This is a genomic window from Kordia antarctica (genome assembly GCF_009901525.1).
Classification (GTDB): domain Bacteria; phylum Bacteroidota; class Bacteroidia; order Flavobacteriales; family Flavobacteriaceae; genus Kordia; species Kordia antarctica.
In genome coordinates, this window is sequence record NZ_CP019288.1 from 2,787,732 (window position 1) to 2,807,505 (window position 19,774).

Sequence of the window (19,774 nt, forward strand, 5' to 3'; positions counted from 1 at the left end):
AATATTCTTTGCTTGTTCATTGGTTAAGTTGGTGTTAGAGTAACTTATTAAATAAAAATACACTATCTAAAACTCCATTGTTTATACGTTGTAGAAGCTTCTAATTTATTTTCTTTAGAATCGTCTAATGCTGGAAAAAAGTCGATTCCTGTACGTTTTTCAATTTCGTCTACGGAAACTACAAACTCATATAAAGGTTTGTTAGATTCTTTATGCGGCATTAAGAAAGCGATCATTTTAGTTTGTCCGCCAGAATTATCTAAGAGTATTTTATAGAAATAATTTGGGACAGCGACATCTTCGCTTCCGATAGTGTGTAAATTGTTTTCTAAAATTCCACCTGTGACAACATAAACTCCATTGTATTTTTTTGCCCAATAGCGAACTTTTTGTTCCAAACGATTCCAAACGCCTGCATTAAATTCGTGTTCTTGCGGAGAAATATTACTGGTTAAAAATGTTTCTGTAAATGCTGATTTGCTATATTTCCGATCTGCTGCAGGACACAAATGTCCACGGTCGTAGCCAGATTTTTTATAGTTTCGCCAATGCGCAGATTCGGTTGTTACTGCATTATCTTGTTCAAAATACGGACGTTTGAAATCTGTATATACAATTTGATTCTTTTTCAACTCATATGCAACCCATTCTGCTTGCTCAAAAGCTTCATCATAAGACAACGAATATCCTTCATGATGTACAATTTGTCCCGTTGTAGAACTTGGTAAGTAATAATTATTTGTTAGCTTTTTCGGGGCACTATCAGTCGTTTGACTTTTTGTTCCGTGAATTTCAACATTCGGATTGTATGTGTTTTCTTTTTGATTTTCTCCGTATTTCTCGTAGACAATAAAAGCTGCGCCAATTAACAGAACTAATAGAGGATATATTTTGTTTCTTTTCAAAATGGTTATTTTAAATTATAAATGTTGGATTACTTTTAGTCGCTTTGCTTCTTTATTGTTGATTTGTTCATCTCGATGTTATTCACAGTTACAATTTCAACTTTTCACTTTTAGTTTTTCACTTTCAACTGATTAGTTGATTTGTCGTTTTGTTCATCTCAATGTTATTCGCAGTTACAACTTCATCATTCAGTATTTCTTATTCGATATTCGGTGTTTGTTATTCGATTTTTGTTGATTTGTTTGTTCGTGGTTTTGTTAATTTGTTCATCTCGATGTTATTCGTAGTTACAATTTCAACTTTTCACTTTTAGTTTTTCACTTTCAACTTATTCGTTGTTTGTTATTTGTGATTTGTCGTTTTGTCGTTTTGTTCATCTCGATGTTATTCGCAGTTACAATTTCAACTTTTCACTTTTAGTTTTTCACTTTCAACTTATTCGGTATTCGTTGTTTCGTGTTCCAAAACCAATTTTCAAATCAACACATCTTCAAATCATCAAATTAATTTTTCACATCTAGCGCATCACGCAACGCATTTCCAATCAACATAAACGCCATTACTAAACTCATAATTGCAATTCCTGGAATAATCGCTAAATACGGTTTTCCTAAAATGATATAACTATAATGATCTTTTATCATTGCGCCCCAACTTGGCATTGGCGGCTGTGCTCCTATTCCTAAGAAACTTAAACCGCTTTCTATTAAAATTGCTGCTGCAAAATTCGCTGCCGAAATTACAATTACTGGCGCCATAATGTTTGGCAATATATGTTTGATGATGATTCTAAAATCGTGATAACCCAAAGCGCGCGCCGCGGTTACGTATTGCATTCGCTTCACGCTTAATACTTGTCCGCGTACAATTCTGGCGACCTCAACCCACATCGTTAATCCGACAGCGATAAAGACTTGCCAAAAACCTTTTCCTAGCGCAAGCGTAATGGCAATGACGAGTAATAATGTCGGAATTGACCAAGTTACGTTTATAATCCACATGATAATTGCGTCAATTCGTCCTTCAAAATATCCTGCCAATGCGCCTAACGAGATTCCTATTAATAGTGAAATAAAAACGGCTACAAAACCTATGGTAAACGAAATCCGCATTCCGATAAGCATTCTACTAAGTACGTCTCTTCCGTATTTATCGGTTCCTAAACGAAATGTTTTTTGTTGAATGTATTGTGTTGGGATTTCGCTTGCTTGCGTCAATGTTGGAAAAGAAGTTAGTGGAATTTCTTTTTCAATTCCTGCAACTACTACATCTGAATATTCTGTGATAAATAAAGCGTTGTTTGCTATTTTATAGTTTGCTATTGGAATTTCAGTCGCCGTGTTTTCTTTCCCAAAAAACAGCGAACTTACAAAGCTTTCTTCCTCTTTGTCTGTGGAAGGAATTGTTAGCATTTGCACCGAAAAACCAGGTCTTTTGGAATGAATAGACAAGTGCATTTGGTTTGCATTCTTAGTATCATCTGGTGTAAAGAGATACGCGAAAATTACGATGAACGCACAGATTGCAATAAAGCAAAAACTCAAAACGCCCCAAAAATTCTTCTTGAATTTTTGGAGCGCTAATTGTGTTAGTGAATTTGAGTTTTTACTCATTAAAGTCTTTTAGATTATCCTTTTACAATCGTTCTTTTCTTCTTTTTGATGTTGTTGATTTGAATATCTCCTAATACGTTGATTGCTTCTTCTACGTACACATCTTTCGATAACTCTTCATGCCAAGCTTCTCTTTTGTCTTTTAAAGTAGAATCTTTTTTCATGAGCAATTCTTCATACGGCAATGATGTAAACGTCAATTGCGTATTGTAATCAGAAAGTGCTTTGAATCGTTTTGCATATTCTTCATCTTCATCAGCTTTTTTCTTGTATACTGCATAGTTTAATGGATATTCATTCTCATCACGACGTTTTTTAATCCACTTTGCATTTTCTTCAATTAACTTTAATTGTGCATTGTCTGCCATACGTTCTTTACTTCTACTAATCGTCTTTTCATAGTCGATATAACCGTCCCAAATTTCGTATTCTGCTGGCTCAATTTGATCCCAAGGTAATGGATTTTCCTGATCTTTTTCTCCTATGTCAATAAAACTATATTTATCAACGACAACGACATCACTTTTTACACCTTCTAATTGTGTTGATCCACCATTGATTCTATAAAATTTTTGCGTTGTCATTTTTAAAGCTCCAACATTTCCGTCGCCGCCTCTTACAAATCTGTTTAAGTCTACAATGTTTTGAACCGTTCCTTTCCCGTAGGTTTGTTTACTTCCAATAACAACAGCTCTTTTGTAATCTTGTAATGCTGCTGCTAATATTTCAGAAGCTGAAGCAGATAATTCATTTACTAAAATTACTAATGGTCCGTCCCATTGAATGCGACTGTCTTCATCGTTTAATACTTCTTTTCCATCTGTAGAGCTTTTTACTTGTACAACAGGTCCATCTTTGATAAAGAATCCAGCCATATCAACTACGGTTTTTAACGATCCGCCGCCATTATTTCTTAGGTCTATTACTAAACCTTCCATTCCTTGTTCTTTTAGACGCTCAATTTCTTTTTTTACGTCGCTTGCAGCATTTCTTTTGTTGTAATCTTCAAAGTTTACATAGAATTTTGGCAAGTTAATCACACCAAATGTGCGATCTCCTTTTTTCACAACCGCAGATTTTGCATAGGTTTCTTCAATTTCTACTAAGTCTCTTTTAATAGTAATTACTTCAATAGAACCGTCTACTTTTTTAACTGTTAAACTCACCAATGTTCCTTTTGGTCCTTTGATTAGTTTTACAGCATCATCCAATCGCATTCCTACAATATCAACTGATTCTTCGCCGTCTTGAGCTACTTTTAATATAACATCGCCAGCTTCTAGTTTTTTACTTCTCCACGCTGGTCCACCAGAAATGACTTCAAATATTTTTGCGCCTTCTGTACGTTTTTGCAAACGCGCTCCAATTCCTTCTAACGTTCCAGACATGCTCATGTCAAAACGATCTTTGTCTTGTGGTGCTAAGTATGAGGTATGCGGATCAAATTCTTCTACAATAGTGTTTATATAGATACTGAACCAATCTTTACGTTCTAAATCATCCATTAAATCATAAAACTCAACATATGTTTTTCCCGTAGATTCGCGCGCTTCTTTTTCCAACGTTACATCGTCTTTGAGTACGTGTGAAGCATCTTCTTTCTTCTTGTTCTTATCAACTTCAAGTTTGATGTCGTAGTTAGCCAATGTAGAAAATTTTAATTCTTTTCTCCAACGTTCTTTTAATTCGGCAACATCTTTCGCAAACGCTAACTTTTTATAATCTCTACTAATAGTTTCATCTTCGGTAAAGTCAAACGGTTTTGTGAGAAGTTCTTTTTGATACGTTTTAGATTCTTCCATACGTTCTAGCAAGCGCTTGTGTACAGTACTAAAAAACTGCACACCTGGTTCTTTAATTTCGTCGTCAATCTTATCTTTATATTGACTAAATTCTTCCAAATCGGCTGCTAAAAAGTAACGTCGCATCGGATCAACAGCGTTGATGAAGTCATTGTATACATTTTCAGAAAACTCATCATTGATTTCTTGTGGTTCAAAGTGCCATCTTCCTAATACATAAGAAATGAGGTCAACCAACGTTTTATCTTGTTCTGGATCATCAAATGATTTTTTTGCAAAGCCGCAAGACACCATTGCAAAGACTAATAGTGCCACTAAGTATATTTTATTCCTTTTCATAAAAGCTTGGATTTTCACACATTTTGTTTTTTCATTCACATAAATCAGCATTGTACTGATTCTCAATTTGAATACCATAACAGTATTCATGCCAACTATTTTAATTTTCTACTAAAATAAAGAAAAAACCATGCCATTTTTTAACATTGTTATTAATTTTTTGTTAAAGATGAAATGCTGTGTGTGTAAACGTTAAATTATGTACTTTAGCAACTCAAAATGAAGCACTTTTTTTATGAAAGATAGACCGTTAATTTTAGTTACCAACGACGATGGTATTACCGCGCCAGGATTACGCGCACTGATTGAAGTAATGAACGAATTGGGCGATGTTTTTGTAGTAGCTCCTGATAGTCCACAGAGTGGAACAGGACATGCAATTACGTCAAATGCTACTATTTATTGTACCGCAATTACAATTGATGAAGGCGACCAGATTGAATATTCTAGTTCTGGAACACCTGTTGATTGCGTAAAACTTGCCGTAAACGAAATTTTGAATCGTAAACCAGATATTTGTGTTTCTGGAATTAATCACGGTTCTAATTCTTCTATTAATGTAATTTATTCTGGAACCATGAGTGCTGCTGTTGAAGCTGGTATTGAGGGAATTCCTGCAATTGGATTTTCATTGTTAGATTATGATTGGGAAGCAAATTTTGAAGCTACAAAAAAGTATGTGAAGAAAATTACGCAAAAAGTACTTGACCACGGTTTACCAGAAGGTGTTGTACTAAACGTAAACTTTCCAAAATTGAAAGAAAAAGATATTAAAGGAATTCGTATTTGCAGACAGGCAAAAGCGTATTGGGAAGAAGATTTTGATAAACGTACCAATCCGAACGGAAAACAATATTATTGGCTTTCTGGAAAATTTGTAAATAAGGATAAAGGACAAGATACGGACGAATGGGCATTGGCAAACGGATATGTTTCGTTGGTTCCAGTAATGTTCGATTTGACGGCGCATCACGCCATTCAAAAACTTAATAGTTTAGGATTTAATGAAAAATAAAGAGATTATTTTTGGTGCTATTGTTGGACTACTTACAACCGTTTTGGGGACTTTTTTGTACTTATCATATGTGGCATATCAAGGAAATGCTAGTATTGGTGCTGTTTGGGATTCAATTGTTCAACGTGAACAAATTAGTACCGTAATTGTGTATGGCGCAGCACTAAATTTTGTTGCGTTTTTTGGATTTTTAAAGTTTAATAAAGAAGCAAGCGCAAAAGGTGTATTGATTATCACAATTTTTACAGCCGTATTTGTGTTTGCGCATAAATTATTAGCCTAATTAAGATGAAGTATTACATTATTGCAGGAGAAGCTTCGGGAGATTTGCATGGTTCTAATTTAATGAAAGCCATTGCAAAACAAGATTCCAATGCCGATTTCAGGTTTTGGGGCGGAGATTTGATGCAAGAAGTTGGTGGTATTTTAGTCAAACACTATAAAGAACGTGCTATTATGGGATTCATTGAAGTTATAATGAATCTCCGGAAAGTTTTAGGCATGATTTCTTTTTGCAAGAAAGATATTAAACAATATCAACCAGCTGTTGTCATTTTTATTGATAACTCTGGTTTTAACCTTCGTATTGCAAAATGGGCAAAAACAGAAGGCTTCAAAACCAACTATTATATATCTCCACAAGTTTGGGCAAGTAGAGCTAGCAGAGTAGAAAGTATTAAGAGAGATGTTGACGAGATGTTCGTTATTCTTCCTTTTGAAAAAGAATTCTACAAAAAATATGATTATGATGTTCATTTTGTTGGTCATCCATTGTTAGATGCTATTGCAGATAGAAAACCTTCTGATCCAAAGAAATTTAAAGCAGCTTTTGGTTTGGATGAACGTCCAATTATCGCCTTACTTCCAGGTAGTAGAAAGCAAGAAATTACCAAAATGCTTTCCGTGATGCTTTCCGTTGTAGAAGATTTCTCAAAATATCAGTTTGTAATTGCTGGCGCACCAAGTCAAGAGCAATCATTTTACGAAACGTTTACTAAAAAATCGGCGGTTCATTTTGTGAGCAATCGTACGTATGACTTGTTGTCCGTTTCGCATGCTGCCTTAGTTACTTCTGGAACTGCAACTTTAGAAACTGCATTGTATAAAGTACCGCAAGTAGTTTGTTATAAAGGAAGTGCGATTTCGTATCAAATTATAAAACGAATCATTACGTTAAAGTATATTTCGTTAGTGAATTTGATTTTAGATAAAGAAGTCGTTACTGAGTTGATTCAATCAGATTTCAATACAAAAAGATTGACCTCAGAACTCCATAAGATTCTGGATGAAGCAACCAGAGTCAAGTTATTCACAGATTATTTTGCCTTAGAGCAAAAGTTAGGCGGAAAAGGCGCGAGTGAGAATGTTGCGAAGTTGATTTGTAAAGCTATTATGTAATTGACTTTTTATAACACTTTTTGAACTATTTTAAAACAGTTAATTTAATAACTTCAGTTTTCAGTTTTTTATTTTCTTTCTCTTTGTTCGCACAAAGAATACTGAATCAAGTTCAGCACAGGCGTCAACAAAAGAAAGTGCGTTTTTCCAGAGGTGTTTCTAGTTTTTTCTCTGAAAAACTAGAACCGCATTCATTTTTCTAAATTTTTTCCAAGGCTTCAAAAATTCTTAACGAAAAAAGAATCCTACACTGCGGAAAAAGAATCCATTTCGTATTATTTTAAAACTTTGGTCAATTTAAGAAACTTCTTTTATTCAGGGTTTATAAGATTTTGCTATTTTAGCTGAAAACATAGTACATGATTCGCAAATTTCTGCTACTTCTCCTTTCCGTTTTTATAGTTTCTTGTGGCTCTTCTAAGAAAACATCTTCTAAAAGAACCGTTTATAAAAAGACAACTAGCGCAAAAACGACTTCACGAAAAGACACGAAAAAAACTTTTGATAAGGCAAATGCGATTGTGAAAACTGCCAAAGCTTATAAAGGAACGCGCTATAAATATGGAGGAACTACCAAAAAAGGAATGGATTGTTCCGGATTGACCTACGTTGCTTTTAAAGCAAATCAAGTACAATTGCCAAGAGTTTCGTATCAGCAAGCAACACGCGGAAAACGTATTAAATTGAGCGCTGTAAAAAAAGGCGATTTGTTATTTTTTAAAACCAATAAGAATAGAAAACGTATTAATCATGTTGGTTTGGTTGTAGCACATAAACGCGGAATTATTACGTTTATTCACTCCACCACTTCTAGAGGTGTTTTGATTTCTTCTTTGGACGAACGCTATTGGAAAAATGCTTTTACTGAAGCGCGGAGAGTTCTTTAGACTGTTTTTTGTTGTTGATTCGTGGATTTGTTTATTTGTTTTTAGCTTGGTTGTGTTAGCTGGTTTGTCTGCAATGTTGATTTGTTAATTCGTCTTTTTGTGGATTTGCTTGCATTAAGCATTATTGAAATCAAAATACATTTTGATTGAAAATACCTAGCGAAGCTATCGAAATGTTGATTTATTTTTCACTTCCAACTCTCAACTCTCAACTCTCAACTTTTCACTTTTCACTTTTCACTTTTCACTTTTCACTTTTCACTTTTCACTTTTTTAACAACGCTTATGAAGTAAATACTACGCTTATAAAATTGCATCCTTTTTACAGAGTTTTTTGACTACTTTCATTTTGTTTTAAATAATTCTAGACAATGAAGTGGCTCGATTTTACCATTACAAAATTAACGATTTCCATAATCATCGGGATTTTGATTGGGTATTACTTTGAAATTTCTTGGGCCACTAGTTGTCTTATTTTTGGTGGATTTTTTATAATGCTGACTATTTTCTTTTGGATTGCCCGAAAGCAGTTTTTACAAACTATTGGTTTCGGATTGATCGCTTTGTTTACGACAGTAAGTTTGGGAATTGTGATTGAAAATTTTCATGAAGAGAAAAATCACGAAACACATTATAGCACTATAACTGCGATTGAAAATGTACAAATTCGCATTCGTGAAGTTTTAAAATCAAACACGTATTACAATCGGTATGTTGCAGAAATCTTAAAAATTAACAACAAAGAAACTTCTGGAAAAATACTTTTACACATTCAAAAAGATAATATTTTCAAACCATTACGCGTTGACGCGATTTTGTATACAGAGATACTTCCCAAAGAAGTGAAACCTTCCTTAAATCCTTCCAATTTTGATTATAAAGCGTATTTGAATGATCGGTATATTTATTCTCAATTGTATTTGAAAACAGATGAATTTATCGTTTCTAAAACGTTTCCAAAAACAGTGTTTGGGTATGCAGATGCGATTCGCACAAAAATTCATCACAACTTATTGAAAACTGGTTTTAAGGCAGATGAGTTAGCCGTTTTGGAAGCACTTTTGTTAGGACAGCGACAACAAATTTCGAAAGAATTACAATCAAATTATGCAAATGCTGGTGCAATTCACATTTTAGCAATTTCAGGTTTACACATTGGAATTTTAGTATTATTGTTACAATTTTTATTAAATCCGTTGAGTCGTTTTAGATATGGAAAACTTCTGAAATTACTCCTAATGGTTTGCATTTTGTGGAGTTTTGCATTTTTATCAGGTTTGTCAGCTTCCGTAGTTCGCGCAGTTACGATGTTTTCAATATTAGTGGTTGCGACACATTTTCACAGACAAACAAATACGCTTCAAGTATTGACGGTTTCTATGTTTTTCTTGTTGCTCTGCAAACCACATTTTTTGTTTGATGTTGGTTTTCAGTTGAGTTATGCTGCGGTTTTTGCCATTGTTTGGTTGCAACCTTTGTGGAAGAAACTCTGGAATCCAAAATCGTTTGCACCGAAATCATTTTGGAGTTTACTCACCGTTAGTCTTTCCGCACAATTAGGCGTTTTGCCGTTAAGTTTGTATTATTTTCATCAGTTTCCTGGATTGTTTTTTATTGCAAATTTGACAATTATTCCTGTACTTGGAATTATACTCGTGTTCGGAATTATAGTTATTATGTTGGCTTATTTTGAATGGTTACCCGAATTTTTAAGTACAATTTACATCTTTATCATTCAACAAATGAACGCGTTTGTATCTTGGATTGCTTCACACGAACAGTTTGTGTTCGACAATATTTTCATTAGTTTATATCAAATGATTGGTTGTTATTTGATCGTAATTTCGTTTGCGCAGTATTTCCATCTTCCGAAAGGGAAACATTTAAAAATAGCATTCTTCAGTATTTTAATATGCCAAGGTTTATGGTTTTTTGATCGTTTTCAACAACAGCAAACAGAAGACTCTTTTACCGTTTTTCATCAAAATAAAACTTCTATTTTAGCTGAGCAACGTGGAACTTCTTTACAATTGTTTCACAGTTTAGATAGCATTTCTTTACAGAAGAATTATGTGGTGAATAATCAAATTAGCAACCAATCTATTGATACTTTTTCTTTTGATCCTTTACAGAATGTATACCGTTTGAATGATTCCTATTTGTTGCGAATTGATAGTTTGGGCGTTTACAAGATTCCTGCCTTAACACCTGCATATATTTTATTGAGTAATTCGCCAAAGATCAACTTGAATCGCATGATTGATTCGCTTCAACCGAAATTTATTATTGCTGACGGAAGCAATTACACAAGTTATGTGAAACGCTGGAAAGTTGCTGCTGCGGAACAAAAAATCCCTTTCCACAGTACGCGTGAAAAAGGATTTTTTAGTGTTATTTTAGAGAAATAAATTTAACTTAAAAAGTATTTTCAGCTTTCTCGTTGTAAAATTAAAACCGAAAACCTTTTGGTAACGTTCATTTTTGTCTTAACACAAAACCCTTCGACTGCGCTCAGGATAAACCAAGCCAAAAAAGTCAAGACGATCTATAGGAAATTGCTGCGCAACATTCTCTCATGCGCTTCATGCTTAAAGCTTCACTTTGCAATTCCGCTTTTCGTTCATTATTTCTGAAGATCGTCACTTTCACCTTTTGAACAAGCATTTAATATCTCATAATTATTCCAACAAAAGATATAACATCTTTGACACAAAATTTAGATTCTGGAATGTTGTAGCTACAAAAATTCTTAACGAAAAACTTTTCTATAATGCGGAAAAAAAATACGTTTCGAAGTAAGTTTTGAATTTTATTATATTCAATTGATATCAAGTTTAGCTTTTGAATTCGTATATAAATTCTTTTTGATATTTCTCCCAAGCTTCTTTTGATTTGACTTCTTTGTATTTGTTAGTTTTGAAAAGTTTCAAGTAGACTTCCAATTGTTTTGGAATTAAATATCCTGCAATTGGTGCAATTAGCTTGAAATCATCATCAAAAAACACCATTGTCGGATATGCGCGTACACTTAAGAATCTAGCGAATTGATGTTGCGCATTTCGTTTATTTTTCTTTGCAGGATCATAAGTTGGGTTTGTAAAAGTATTTCCGTCAAACGTAACACTTGAATCGCCTTCTGCATTGAATTTGATCGCATAATAATTCTCGTTGATATATTTCGCTACATCAGGGTTTCCAAACGTATTTTTGTCTAACATTTTACACGGTCCGCACCAAGTTGTATAGACATCCATGATGATTTTCCGTGGTTCATTTTTCATCAACTCCTGCGCTTCTTCCATTGTTACCCAATTGATTTTTTGCGCATTTACAGTTGTAATGCTTACAAGAATGATACTAATTGCTATGATTATCTTCTTCATGATTTTTCCTTTTATAAAGCCTCAGTTGCAAACTCCGTGCCTACTTTACGCGTACAAGTTACAAATTGAGCTTGACATATTAAAAAAGCGTTTCCGAAAGAAAACGCTTTTTTAAAATATATATTGTTATTTTAATTATCGAACGCCATGCATTAGTTTTTTCAAAACTCCATTCAATACAATTGAAATTAATCCAATAGCTATTGGAAATAGTGTAAATATTAAAAAGAACGTACTTAAAGAATATTGAGCTGTTATTTCATCAATCATTCCTCCCATTGTTCCTGCTGATTTTTGTCCTATTGCAATAGCTAAGTACCAAATACCAAACATGAAACCAATCATTCTTCCTGGTACTAATTTACTTAAGTATGACAATCCTACTGGCGAAATGCACAATTCTCCCATCGTATGGAATAAGTATGCTAAAATTAAGAATATCATACTTACAGAAGCTCCTGTTGCTCCTTGAGGTATTCCTTGAGTTCCTAATACTAAGATTCCAAATCCTCCACCTAAAAGTATCAATCCGATACCATATTTCATTGCAGCACTTGGATTGTATTTACTTTCCCACCATTTAGAGAATAAAGGTGCTAATGTGATGATAAAGAATGAATTTAAGATTCCAAACCAACTTGCGCCAACTTCGGTTGCTTCTTTGCTAAATTCTCTATTTATTTTGTAGAAAACCACATACCATAAGAAAGCAAATGTAAGTGCCAATACAATATTAGAAGCTAGAATTTTTTTATGTGTTTTTTTGAATAATAGGTATAAAACCCACGTGATAATTACTAAAGGAACAACTGTTAATACTAAATCTACAATTTTAAAAATTGTTGCAGAATTTCCTGTGAGTGAACGCTGGGTAAAATCTCTTGCAAATAATGTCATGGAACCTAAAGCTTGTTCAAAAGCCGCAAAAAATACAACCGTGAACAGTCCGAAGATAGAAACTGCAATAATTTTATCTCTTACTATAGTTGAATATCTCGCAATTCTTGAAGCAATTAAGAATAAGAATAGTGCTAACGAAGATAATACGACAACATAAGGTCCTGAAATTCCTCCAAGTTCAAAATCGAATAGATTATAACCACCAATTTTAGATATCGGATCGTTTAAAAGATATGATAATCCTCCAAGAGCCGCTAAGAACATTAAAATTTTATCGACTAACGTAAATGGGTTTGGTTTTTCTACGACATCTTTATGTATCGTAGGACTTTCTTCGTTTATGTTTTGAGGCAATTCTACTTCGTATACTTTTGATGGTTTTCCACCAATTTCTCCAAATAAGTCTTTTGCCAACCAAAATTGAATTAAACCAAGTAGCATAAAAATTCCTGCCAATCCAAATCCGTAACTCCAACCAACATTTTCTGCTAAATATCCACATAGCATCATTCCGAAAAAAGCTCCTGCATTTACGCCCATGTAATAAATGGTGTATGCTCCATCTTTTTTAGATTCTTTTCCTTTATACATTTCGGAAATCATAGAAGTCATATTTGGCTTAAAAAAACCTGTTCCTATGATTAATAATGCTAGTCCAAGGTATAATGACCAAGATGTTTCAAACACCATGGAAACATGTCCCAACATCATAATAAAACATCCTATAACTACTGCGATTCTATATCCTGTAAATTTATCAGCGATCCAACCACCTAGAATTGGTGTTAAATATAATAATGATCCGTACGTACCAATTAAAGCAAGTGCATTTTCAGAAGTCCATCCCCAACCTGGGTTTTCACCGAATAAAGGAGCTGTTAAGAATATTACCAATAAGATCCGCATTCCATAGAATGAAAAACGTTCCCACATTTCTGTGAAGAAGATCACAAATAATCCCGCAGGATGCCCAATCACTTTGTCTTTAAATAGATTTTCTACATCTGTTTTCATACAAGTCGCTTTTTAGTTTATGATTTGAGATCTGTATCTGCTAGTTCGAAACCTTCCGTAAGATCGTCATTGATGTCTCTTTCGTTGTCTTCAGCACCATGCGTTAACGTTTCTAGTTTCTTTCTGAATAACATAACTAATAATCCAAATACAACACAGAATATAGCAATCCCTGTAAAGATTGTATATTCTCCTAAATTTTCAGAGGCTTCTCCAAGAAGTCCTGCTAATTTATTTCCAAAACCAGTCATTGCAAAATATACACCCATCATCAAGGATGCATATTTTAGCGGTGCTAATTTTGTAATATATGATAAGGCAACTGGCGAAATACATAATTCTCCAATAGTATGGAATAAGTATGCTAATACTAACCAGTACATTGCTGAACCTCCAACACCATTTTCAATTGGGCCATTACTGTTAAATTCTGCAGCTGCAGCTGTCATAAAAAAGAATCCTGTTCCCATAATGATCAACCCGAGAATCATTTTGAATAATGAGGTAGAAATTTTCCCTTTTAATTTTCTTGATGCCCAATATCCTGCAACTAATGTTCCTAAGAAGATAATAAACATTGCATTTAATGACTGAAACCATGAAGCTGGCACTTCCCAACCCATTAATAATCTGTTTGTTTTATCAGCAGCATAAAGGTTCATTAATCCTCCTGCTTGCTCAAAAGCTCCCCAAAATACAATTACCAATAAGAATGATATAAATAATACGACAACTCTGTCTTTTTCAATCTTCGTTAAAGGCTTTTTCATTGCCTCTTTTTCAGCCAAATCTTCAGATGATCCTAAGAAGTTTCCAACATGTTGTAGGTATTTTTGCCCAACTAAATATTGTATCAATCCTAACGCCATTCCAATACCTGCTAATCCAAATCCGTAGTGCCATCCGTGTACTTCTCCAACATATCCAACAATTAAACTTGATAAAAAAGCTCCCACATTGATTCCGATATAAAAGATTGTAAATCCTTTATCTCTTCGAATATCTCCTTGCTTATATAATCCACCTACCATCGTTGAGATATTTGGCTTTAACATTCCAACACCAGCAATGATGAGTCCTAAACCTGTATAAAATGCCCACATTTCTTCAACTGCTAAAATACTGTGTCCAGCAACTAACAAAATTCCTCCATAAAGTACAGATTTCTTTTGTCCTAAAAATTTATCTGCAATCCATCCACCAGGAATTGATGCAACATATACTAACATTGTATACCATCCGTAAAGCGCTAAAGCTTCTCCATTTGTCCAACCTAATCCTCCGTTATCGCCTTGTGTTTGTGCTACAAGATATAATACTAAGATTGCTCGCATTCCATAGTACGAAAAACGTTCCCACATTTCTGTGAAGAATAATACATACAGTCCTACTGGATGTCCAAATAGCTCTTTTTGATGAGCTTGTTTTACTGAGTTTGTCATTATATTAAATAGTTTGGGTTAGTGTGATTTTTGAAATTATTTTTTTAGCAATGTATTTTCAATAAATATTGTCATTTTATTATACAAATGCAAACGCGTGTTTCCTCCTGTAATTCCATGATTTTTATCTGGATAAATCATCCAATCAAATTGTTTGTTGGCTTTGATTAACGCATCAATCATACGCATTGTGTTTTGTACGTGTACGTTATCATCTCCTGTTCCATGAACTAATAAGTAATCACCTTTTAGTTTTTCAACATGATTTATTGGCGAATTTTCATCATAACCACTCGCGTTTTCTTGTGGCGTTTGCATGTAACGTTCGGTGTAAATTGTATCATAAAAACGCCAGCTTGTAACTGGAGCAACCGCAATTGCCATACTAAATACGTCGTTTCCTTTTAAAATACAGTTACTCGACATAAATCCTCCGTAACTCCATCCCCAAATTCCAATGCGATCTTTATCAACATACGAACGCTTTCCGAGTTCAATAGCAGCATCAATTTGATCTTCTACTTCGTATTTACCTAATTCTTTATACGTTACTTTTTTAAAGTCCGAACCTTTAAATCCTGTTCCGCGTCCATCAACACACACAATAATCATTCCTTTTTGTGCTAATAGTTGATACCAATAATCATTTGCGCTGTTCCATTTGTTGGCAACTTGTTGCGAACCTGGACCCGAATATTGATACATGAATACTGGATATTTTTTTGAAGCGTCAAAATCTGCTGGTTTTATCATCCAAGCGTTTAAGGCATGACCTTTAGCTGTTGTCAACGTAAAGAATTCTTTAAGAGAAATTTTGTAGTTGCCTAATTTTTCTTTTACATCTGCATTGTTTTTGATTTCTTTTTCCAACTTCCCATTCTTTGCCAAATGCAATGAATATTCTGGCGGCGTTGTTACACTTGAAAATGTATTGATGTAATAGGTAAAGTTTGCACTAAATTTAGCACTGTTTGTTCCTTCTTTAGTAGAAAGTCGTTGCTTTTTCTTTCCGTTAATTTTGATGGAATAGATATCTCTGTTCACAGAACCATTTTCTACCGATTGATAGAATACACGATCAGAATCTTCATCATAACCATAATAATTAGTTACTTCCCAAAGTCCTTTTGTTACTTGGTTGATTAGTTTACCATCTTTTTTATAATGATAGATGTGATTGAATCCGTCTTTTTCGCTTGTCCAAATGAAACTATTATCAGCCAAAAACGTTAAGTTATCCGTAACATCAATGTATGCTTTGTCAGTTTCTCTGATAACAATTGATTTTTGATTTGTCGCTGCGTTGTATAGAATCAAATCCAACTTATTTTGATGTCTATTGATAACTTGCACACTCAAAACCGCCGGATCGTTTGTCCATTCAATTCGTGGAATGTAAAAATCAGTATAATTACTTAAGTTTATTTCTGAAGTTTTTCCAGCATTTAAACTATATAAATACAATGAAACTTCTGCATTTTTCTCTCCTGCTTTTGGATATTTGAAAACGTGTTGTTGCGGATATAATTCACTTCCGTAAACGTCCATTGAAAACTCTGGAACTTCCGTTTCGTCAAAACGAATAAATGCAATATGATCACTCGCCGCATTCCACTGAAAAGCGCGTACAAATCCAAATTCTTCTTCATAAACCCAATCCGTCACACCATTAATGATTTTATTTTTTACACCATCTGTGGTGATTTGACTTCCTGCGCCAGATTGCAAATCTTTTACATAAATATTGTTTTCATAAACGAAAGCAACCTTTTTTCCATTAGGAGAAAAGGTTGGCTCTTGTATTTTATTATCTGAAATTTTTGTTATTTTTTTTGAAGCGATATCGTACACGTAATAAATTCCTAAGCGCGATCTTCTAAATACGGGTTCTACTTCGGTTGCCAGAATCATTTTGCTTTCATCAGCATTAAAACTATAAGACGAAAATGCTTCTTCTATATTTAATGCTGTCGAAGCAACAATCGTTTCTACTTTTTGAAGTGTTTTGTAATCGTATTTATCAACAGAAGCTGTTTTTTCTTCTTTGTTTGTATTTAAAACTGTGTATTGTAATCCATTGTTCATGGAATGTAACACATCCATTCCTTTTGTAGAGAAAGCTTTCTCTTCTCCCCAAATTTCTTCTAGCGTAATTTCTTTTTGTTGTGCCATTGTAATATTGGCTAATCCTAAGAAGACAAAAAGAAAAACATATTTTAATTTCATTCGTGCTGAGTTTTTAAGAATATACGTATTGAAAGCGTATTATTTTAAGTAATTTATTATGATAAGGCTGACAATATACAAATATCAAGCAAGTAGCACAAAAATCGAACCTTAAATTATAATTGAGAAAAAATGATTCTTTCAAGGCATTATTTACATTCAGTTTATCTTAAATGTGCTAAAAAATAGTAAACTCTAAACATATTCCACATAATAAGCCTCGTTTTCAAGCTATACTTTAGCAGTTTAGGATTAAAATTGTTACTATTTCATTGCGTATCTTTGCCGTGAACCGAATGGATAAACCCTATTTTATGATTGCTCCAATTGTTGGATTTTCTAAACTTTCCAAAAACAAAAAGATTGAATGGCTTGTGAATACCTATTTTCATAGTGATGAAGCAGTTATAAATACCTTAAAAAAGTATTGGAATTCAGACGAAAAACTTCAAAAGCTACACGATGAGTTTATTGAAAATACGATCTCTAATTTTTATCTTCCGCTAGGAATTGCGCCTAATTTTTTGATTAATGATCAATTATACGTCATTCCAATGGCAATTGAGGAAAGTTCCGTAGTTGCTGCCGCTAGTAAAGCCGCAAAGTTTTGGCTAGATCGTGGTGGATTTAAAGCAACCGTATTAAGTACTGAAAAAGTAGGTCAAGTTCACTTTATGTATTTCGGCTCGACTGAAAAACTACACAATTATTTTAATTCAATTAAATCAGCATTATTCGCTTCCACAAAACATATTACGCAAAATATGGACAAACGTGGCGGCGGAATTACAGATATCATATTGCGCGATAAAACCCAAGAACTCGACGGTTATTTTCAACTGCATTGCACGTTTGAAACCGTAGATTCTATGGGCGCAAATTTTATAAATTCGTGTTTGGAGCAGTTTGCAAAAACGTTTGAAGACGGCGCAAAATCATTTGAAGCTTTTTCTGAAAAAGAGAAAAATATTCAGATTGTGATGAGCATTCTTTCGAATTACGTTCCAAATTGCTTGGTAAAGGCCGAAGTAAGTTGTCCAGTAAATTCGTTAGTTAAAAGTGATTCGATTGATGCAGAGGAGTTTGCAAATAAGTTTGTGCGCGCTATTCAAATTGCCAAAATAGAACCATATCGTGCTGTGACACATAATAAAGGAATTATGAACGGAATTGATGCCGTTGTACTTGCCACAGGAAATGATTTTAGAGCTGTAGAAGCTGGAATTCACGCGTACGCCGCAAAAGATGGACGTTATTCTAGCTTAACGCACGCCGAAGTAAAAGACGGTATTTTTAAGTTTTGGATTGAAATTCCATTGTCTTTAGGAACTGTTGGCGGTTTGACATCTTTGCATCCTTTAGTGAAATTAGCGTTGGAAATGTTAGGAAAACCAAACGCCAAAGAATTGATGCAAGTTGTTGCTGTTGCAGGATTGGCGCAGAATTTTGCCGCGATTCGTTCATTAGTGACGACAGGAATTCAAAAAGGTCATATGAAAATGCATTTGGTCAATATTTTGAATCAACTGGAAGCAACAGAAGTTGAAAAGAAACATTTTATCAATTTCTTTAAAGACAAAACTGTTACACATAGCGCGGTTGTAAATGCTTTTAATGCGCATAAAACAGCTCAAGCATAATGGATTTTTATGGGAATGGAAAATTATTGATCACTGGCGAATATGTCGTTTTAGATGGCGCAAAAGCACTCGCCATTCCAACAACGTATGGACAAAAGCTAACTGTGATACCAATTGATGAACCAAAACTGATTTGGAAAAGTGTCGATTCAATAGGAACTATTTGGTTTCAATATGACTTCAATTTGGATACAATTTCTTCTGAAACTATATATACTGATGAAGTTTCTCAAACATTAAACAATCTTTTAGTAGAAGCAAAACGGTTAAATCCGAAGTTTCTTGCAGATACAAATGGTTATCAAATACAAACCACGTTAACTTTCCCAAGAAATTGGGGATTAGGTTCTTCTTCCACCTTAATTCATACTATTGCGCTTTGGGCAAATGTGAATCCGTACACGTTACTTTGGAATGCTTTTAAAGGAAGTGGTTATGATATTGCTTGCGCAAGAAGTAACTCGCCAATTATTTATGAGATCAATCAACAACAACCAAAAGTTACGGAAGTTCGGTTTTCGCCTTCGTTTAGCAATCAGTTATACTTTGTACATTTAAACAAAAAACAAAATAGTAGAAACGCCATTGCTACTTATAATGCTCGAAAAGGGAAAATTAACAACGAAATTAAAGTGATTAATGCGATTACTACTGAACTAATTTCAAGTACTTCTTTAATCGATTTTGAATTATTATTAAAAGAACACGAACAAATTATTGCAGATATTATTCAAGAAACGCCAGTGCAAGAACGTTTGTTTGCCGATTATTTTGGTCAAGTTAAAAGTTTGGGCGCTTGGGGCGGCGATTTTATATTAGCGACAGGAAATGATGATACAAAAGCTTATTTTGAAAAGAAAGGATATGAAACTGTGATTCCTTTTGATAAAATGATGTTGTCTGATAAAAGATTTTAGATCGTTTACTTCGACTTCGCTCAACACAATTCGCTTTTAACCTGAGTTCGATATAAAATTTCAGAGTATTTTTTGTCTTTTCCGCAGTATAGCAGGGGTTTTTCGTTAAGAATTTTCGAATCCTTGGAGAAAATTTAGAAAAATTCATGCGGTTTTAGTTTTTTTCAAAAAGAAAAACTAAAAATACCTCTGGAAAAGCGCACTTTCTTTTGTTTCTTTTCTTTGTGCGAGCAAAGAAAACGAAAATAATAAAATGAAAATTAAATACTTAGCACTTCTTTTAGGAATCTGT

14 protein-coding genes are annotated in these 19,774 nt (G+C 33.8%); 7 read left to right on the forward strand and 7 right to left on the reverse strand.

Annotation, left to right across the window (positions count from 1 at the left end; all coding sequences use genetic code 11):
• Window positions 1–62 precede the first annotated feature (62 nt).
• The 3 genes from IMCC3317_RS11565 to IMCC3317_RS11575 all read right to left on the reverse strand — a co-directional run bounded on the left by IMCC3317_RS11565 (window position 63) and on the right by IMCC3317_RS11575 (window position 4,660).
• Window positions 63–905, reverse strand: coding sequence for a DNA/RNA non-specific endonuclease (locus IMCC3317_RS11565; RefSeq protein WP_160129657.1), 843 nt, complete (start codon window positions 903–905; stop codon window positions 63–65).
• A gap of 504 nt (window positions 906–1,409) precedes the next feature.
• Window positions 1,410–2,519, reverse strand: a complete 1,110-nt coding sequence (locus tag IMCC3317_RS11570; RefSeq protein ID WP_160129658.1) for an ABC transporter permease — start codon at window positions 2,517–2,519, stop codon at window positions 1,410–1,412.
• Between the two features lie 14 nt (window positions 2,520–2,533).
• Entirely contained in the window at window positions 2,534–4,660 is a 2,127-nt protein-coding gene (locus tag IMCC3317_RS11575) for a carboxy terminal-processing peptidase (protein WP_160129659.1), read from the reverse strand.
• Window positions 4,661–4,895: 235 nt separating this feature from the next.
• Between IMCC3317_RS11575 and surE the strand changes: the two genes are divergently transcribed.
• From surE to IMCC3317_RS11600, 5 genes are all read left to right on the forward strand, one after another.
• Window positions 4,896–5,675, forward strand: a complete 780-nt coding sequence (gene surE / locus IMCC3317_RS11580) for a 5'/3'-nucleotidase SurE (protein ID WP_160129660.1) — start codon at window positions 4,896–4,898, stop codon at window positions 5,673–5,675.
• The gene (locus tag IMCC3317_RS11585) at window positions 5,665–5,958 is read left to right on the forward strand and encodes a hypothetical protein (RefSeq protein ID WP_160129661.1); all 294 of its coding nucleotides are present in this window, start codon (window positions 5,665–5,667) and stop codon (window positions 5,956–5,958) included. Before surE ends, IMCC3317_RS11585 begins: the two co-directional genes overlap by 11 nt.
• Window positions 5,959–5,963: 5 nt before the next feature.
• The gene (gene lpxB, locus IMCC3317_RS11590; RefSeq protein WP_160129662.1) at window positions 5,964–7,073 is read left to right on the forward strand and encodes a lipid-A-disaccharide synthase; all 1,110 of its coding nucleotides are present in this window, start codon (window positions 5,964–5,966) and stop codon (window positions 7,071–7,073) included.
• 359 nt (window positions 7,074–7,432) lie between these two features.
• Complete coding sequence (locus tag IMCC3317_RS11595; protein WP_160129663.1) at window positions 7,433–7,960, forward strand: C40 family peptidase; 528 nt, start codon at window positions 7,433–7,435, stop codon at window positions 7,958–7,960.
• 371 nt (window positions 7,961–8,331) lie between these two features.
• On the forward strand, window positions 8,332–10,368 hold the full coding sequence (locus IMCC3317_RS11600; RefSeq protein WP_160129664.1) for a ComEC/Rec2 family competence protein: 2,037 nt from the start codon (window positions 8,332–8,334) through the stop codon (window positions 10,366–10,368).
• Between the two features lie 426 nt (window positions 10,369–10,794).
• On the opposite strand, the gene IMCC3317_RS11605 is transcribed toward IMCC3317_RS11600, so the two are convergent.
• The 4 genes from IMCC3317_RS11605 to IMCC3317_RS11620 all read right to left on the reverse strand — a co-directional run bounded on the left by IMCC3317_RS11605 (window position 10,795) and on the right by IMCC3317_RS11620 (window position 16,925).
• A complete protein-coding gene (locus IMCC3317_RS11605) occupies window positions 10,795–11,343 on the reverse strand; it encodes a thioredoxin family protein (protein ID WP_160129665.1) in 549 nt (182 codons plus the stop codon).
• Window positions 11,344–11,478: 135 nt separating this feature from the next.
• Window positions 11,479–13,257, reverse strand: coding sequence for a peptide MFS transporter (locus IMCC3317_RS11610; RefSeq protein WP_160129666.1), 1,779 nt, complete (start codon window positions 13,255–13,257; stop codon window positions 11,479–11,481).
• A 17-nt stretch (window positions 13,258–13,274) separates the two neighbouring features.
• A complete protein-coding gene (locus IMCC3317_RS11615; RefSeq protein ID WP_160129667.1) occupies window positions 13,275–14,699 on the reverse strand; it encodes a peptide MFS transporter in 1,425 nt (474 codons plus the stop codon).
• Window positions 14,700–14,735: 36 nt separating this feature from the next.
• Complete coding sequence (locus IMCC3317_RS11620) at window positions 14,736–16,925, reverse strand: S9 family peptidase (RefSeq protein ID WP_160129668.1); 2,190 nt, start codon at window positions 16,923–16,925, stop codon at window positions 14,736–14,738.
• Between the two features lie 314 nt (window positions 16,926–17,239).
• On the opposite strand from IMCC3317_RS11620, the gene IMCC3317_RS11625 reads away from it, so the two are divergent.
• The gene (locus tag IMCC3317_RS11625) at window positions 17,240–18,565 is read left to right on the forward strand and encodes a hydroxymethylglutaryl-CoA reductase, degradative (protein ID WP_160131911.1); all 1,326 of its coding nucleotides are present in this window, start codon (window positions 17,240–17,242) and stop codon (window positions 18,563–18,565) included.
• Complete coding sequence (locus IMCC3317_RS11630; protein WP_160129669.1) at window positions 18,565–19,482, forward strand: GYDIA family GHMP kinase; 918 nt, start codon at window positions 18,565–18,567, stop codon at window positions 19,480–19,482. The genes IMCC3317_RS11625 and IMCC3317_RS11630 overlap by 1 nt, the downstream gene beginning before the upstream one ends.
• The last annotated feature ends 292 nt before the right edge of the window (window positions 19,483–19,774 follow it).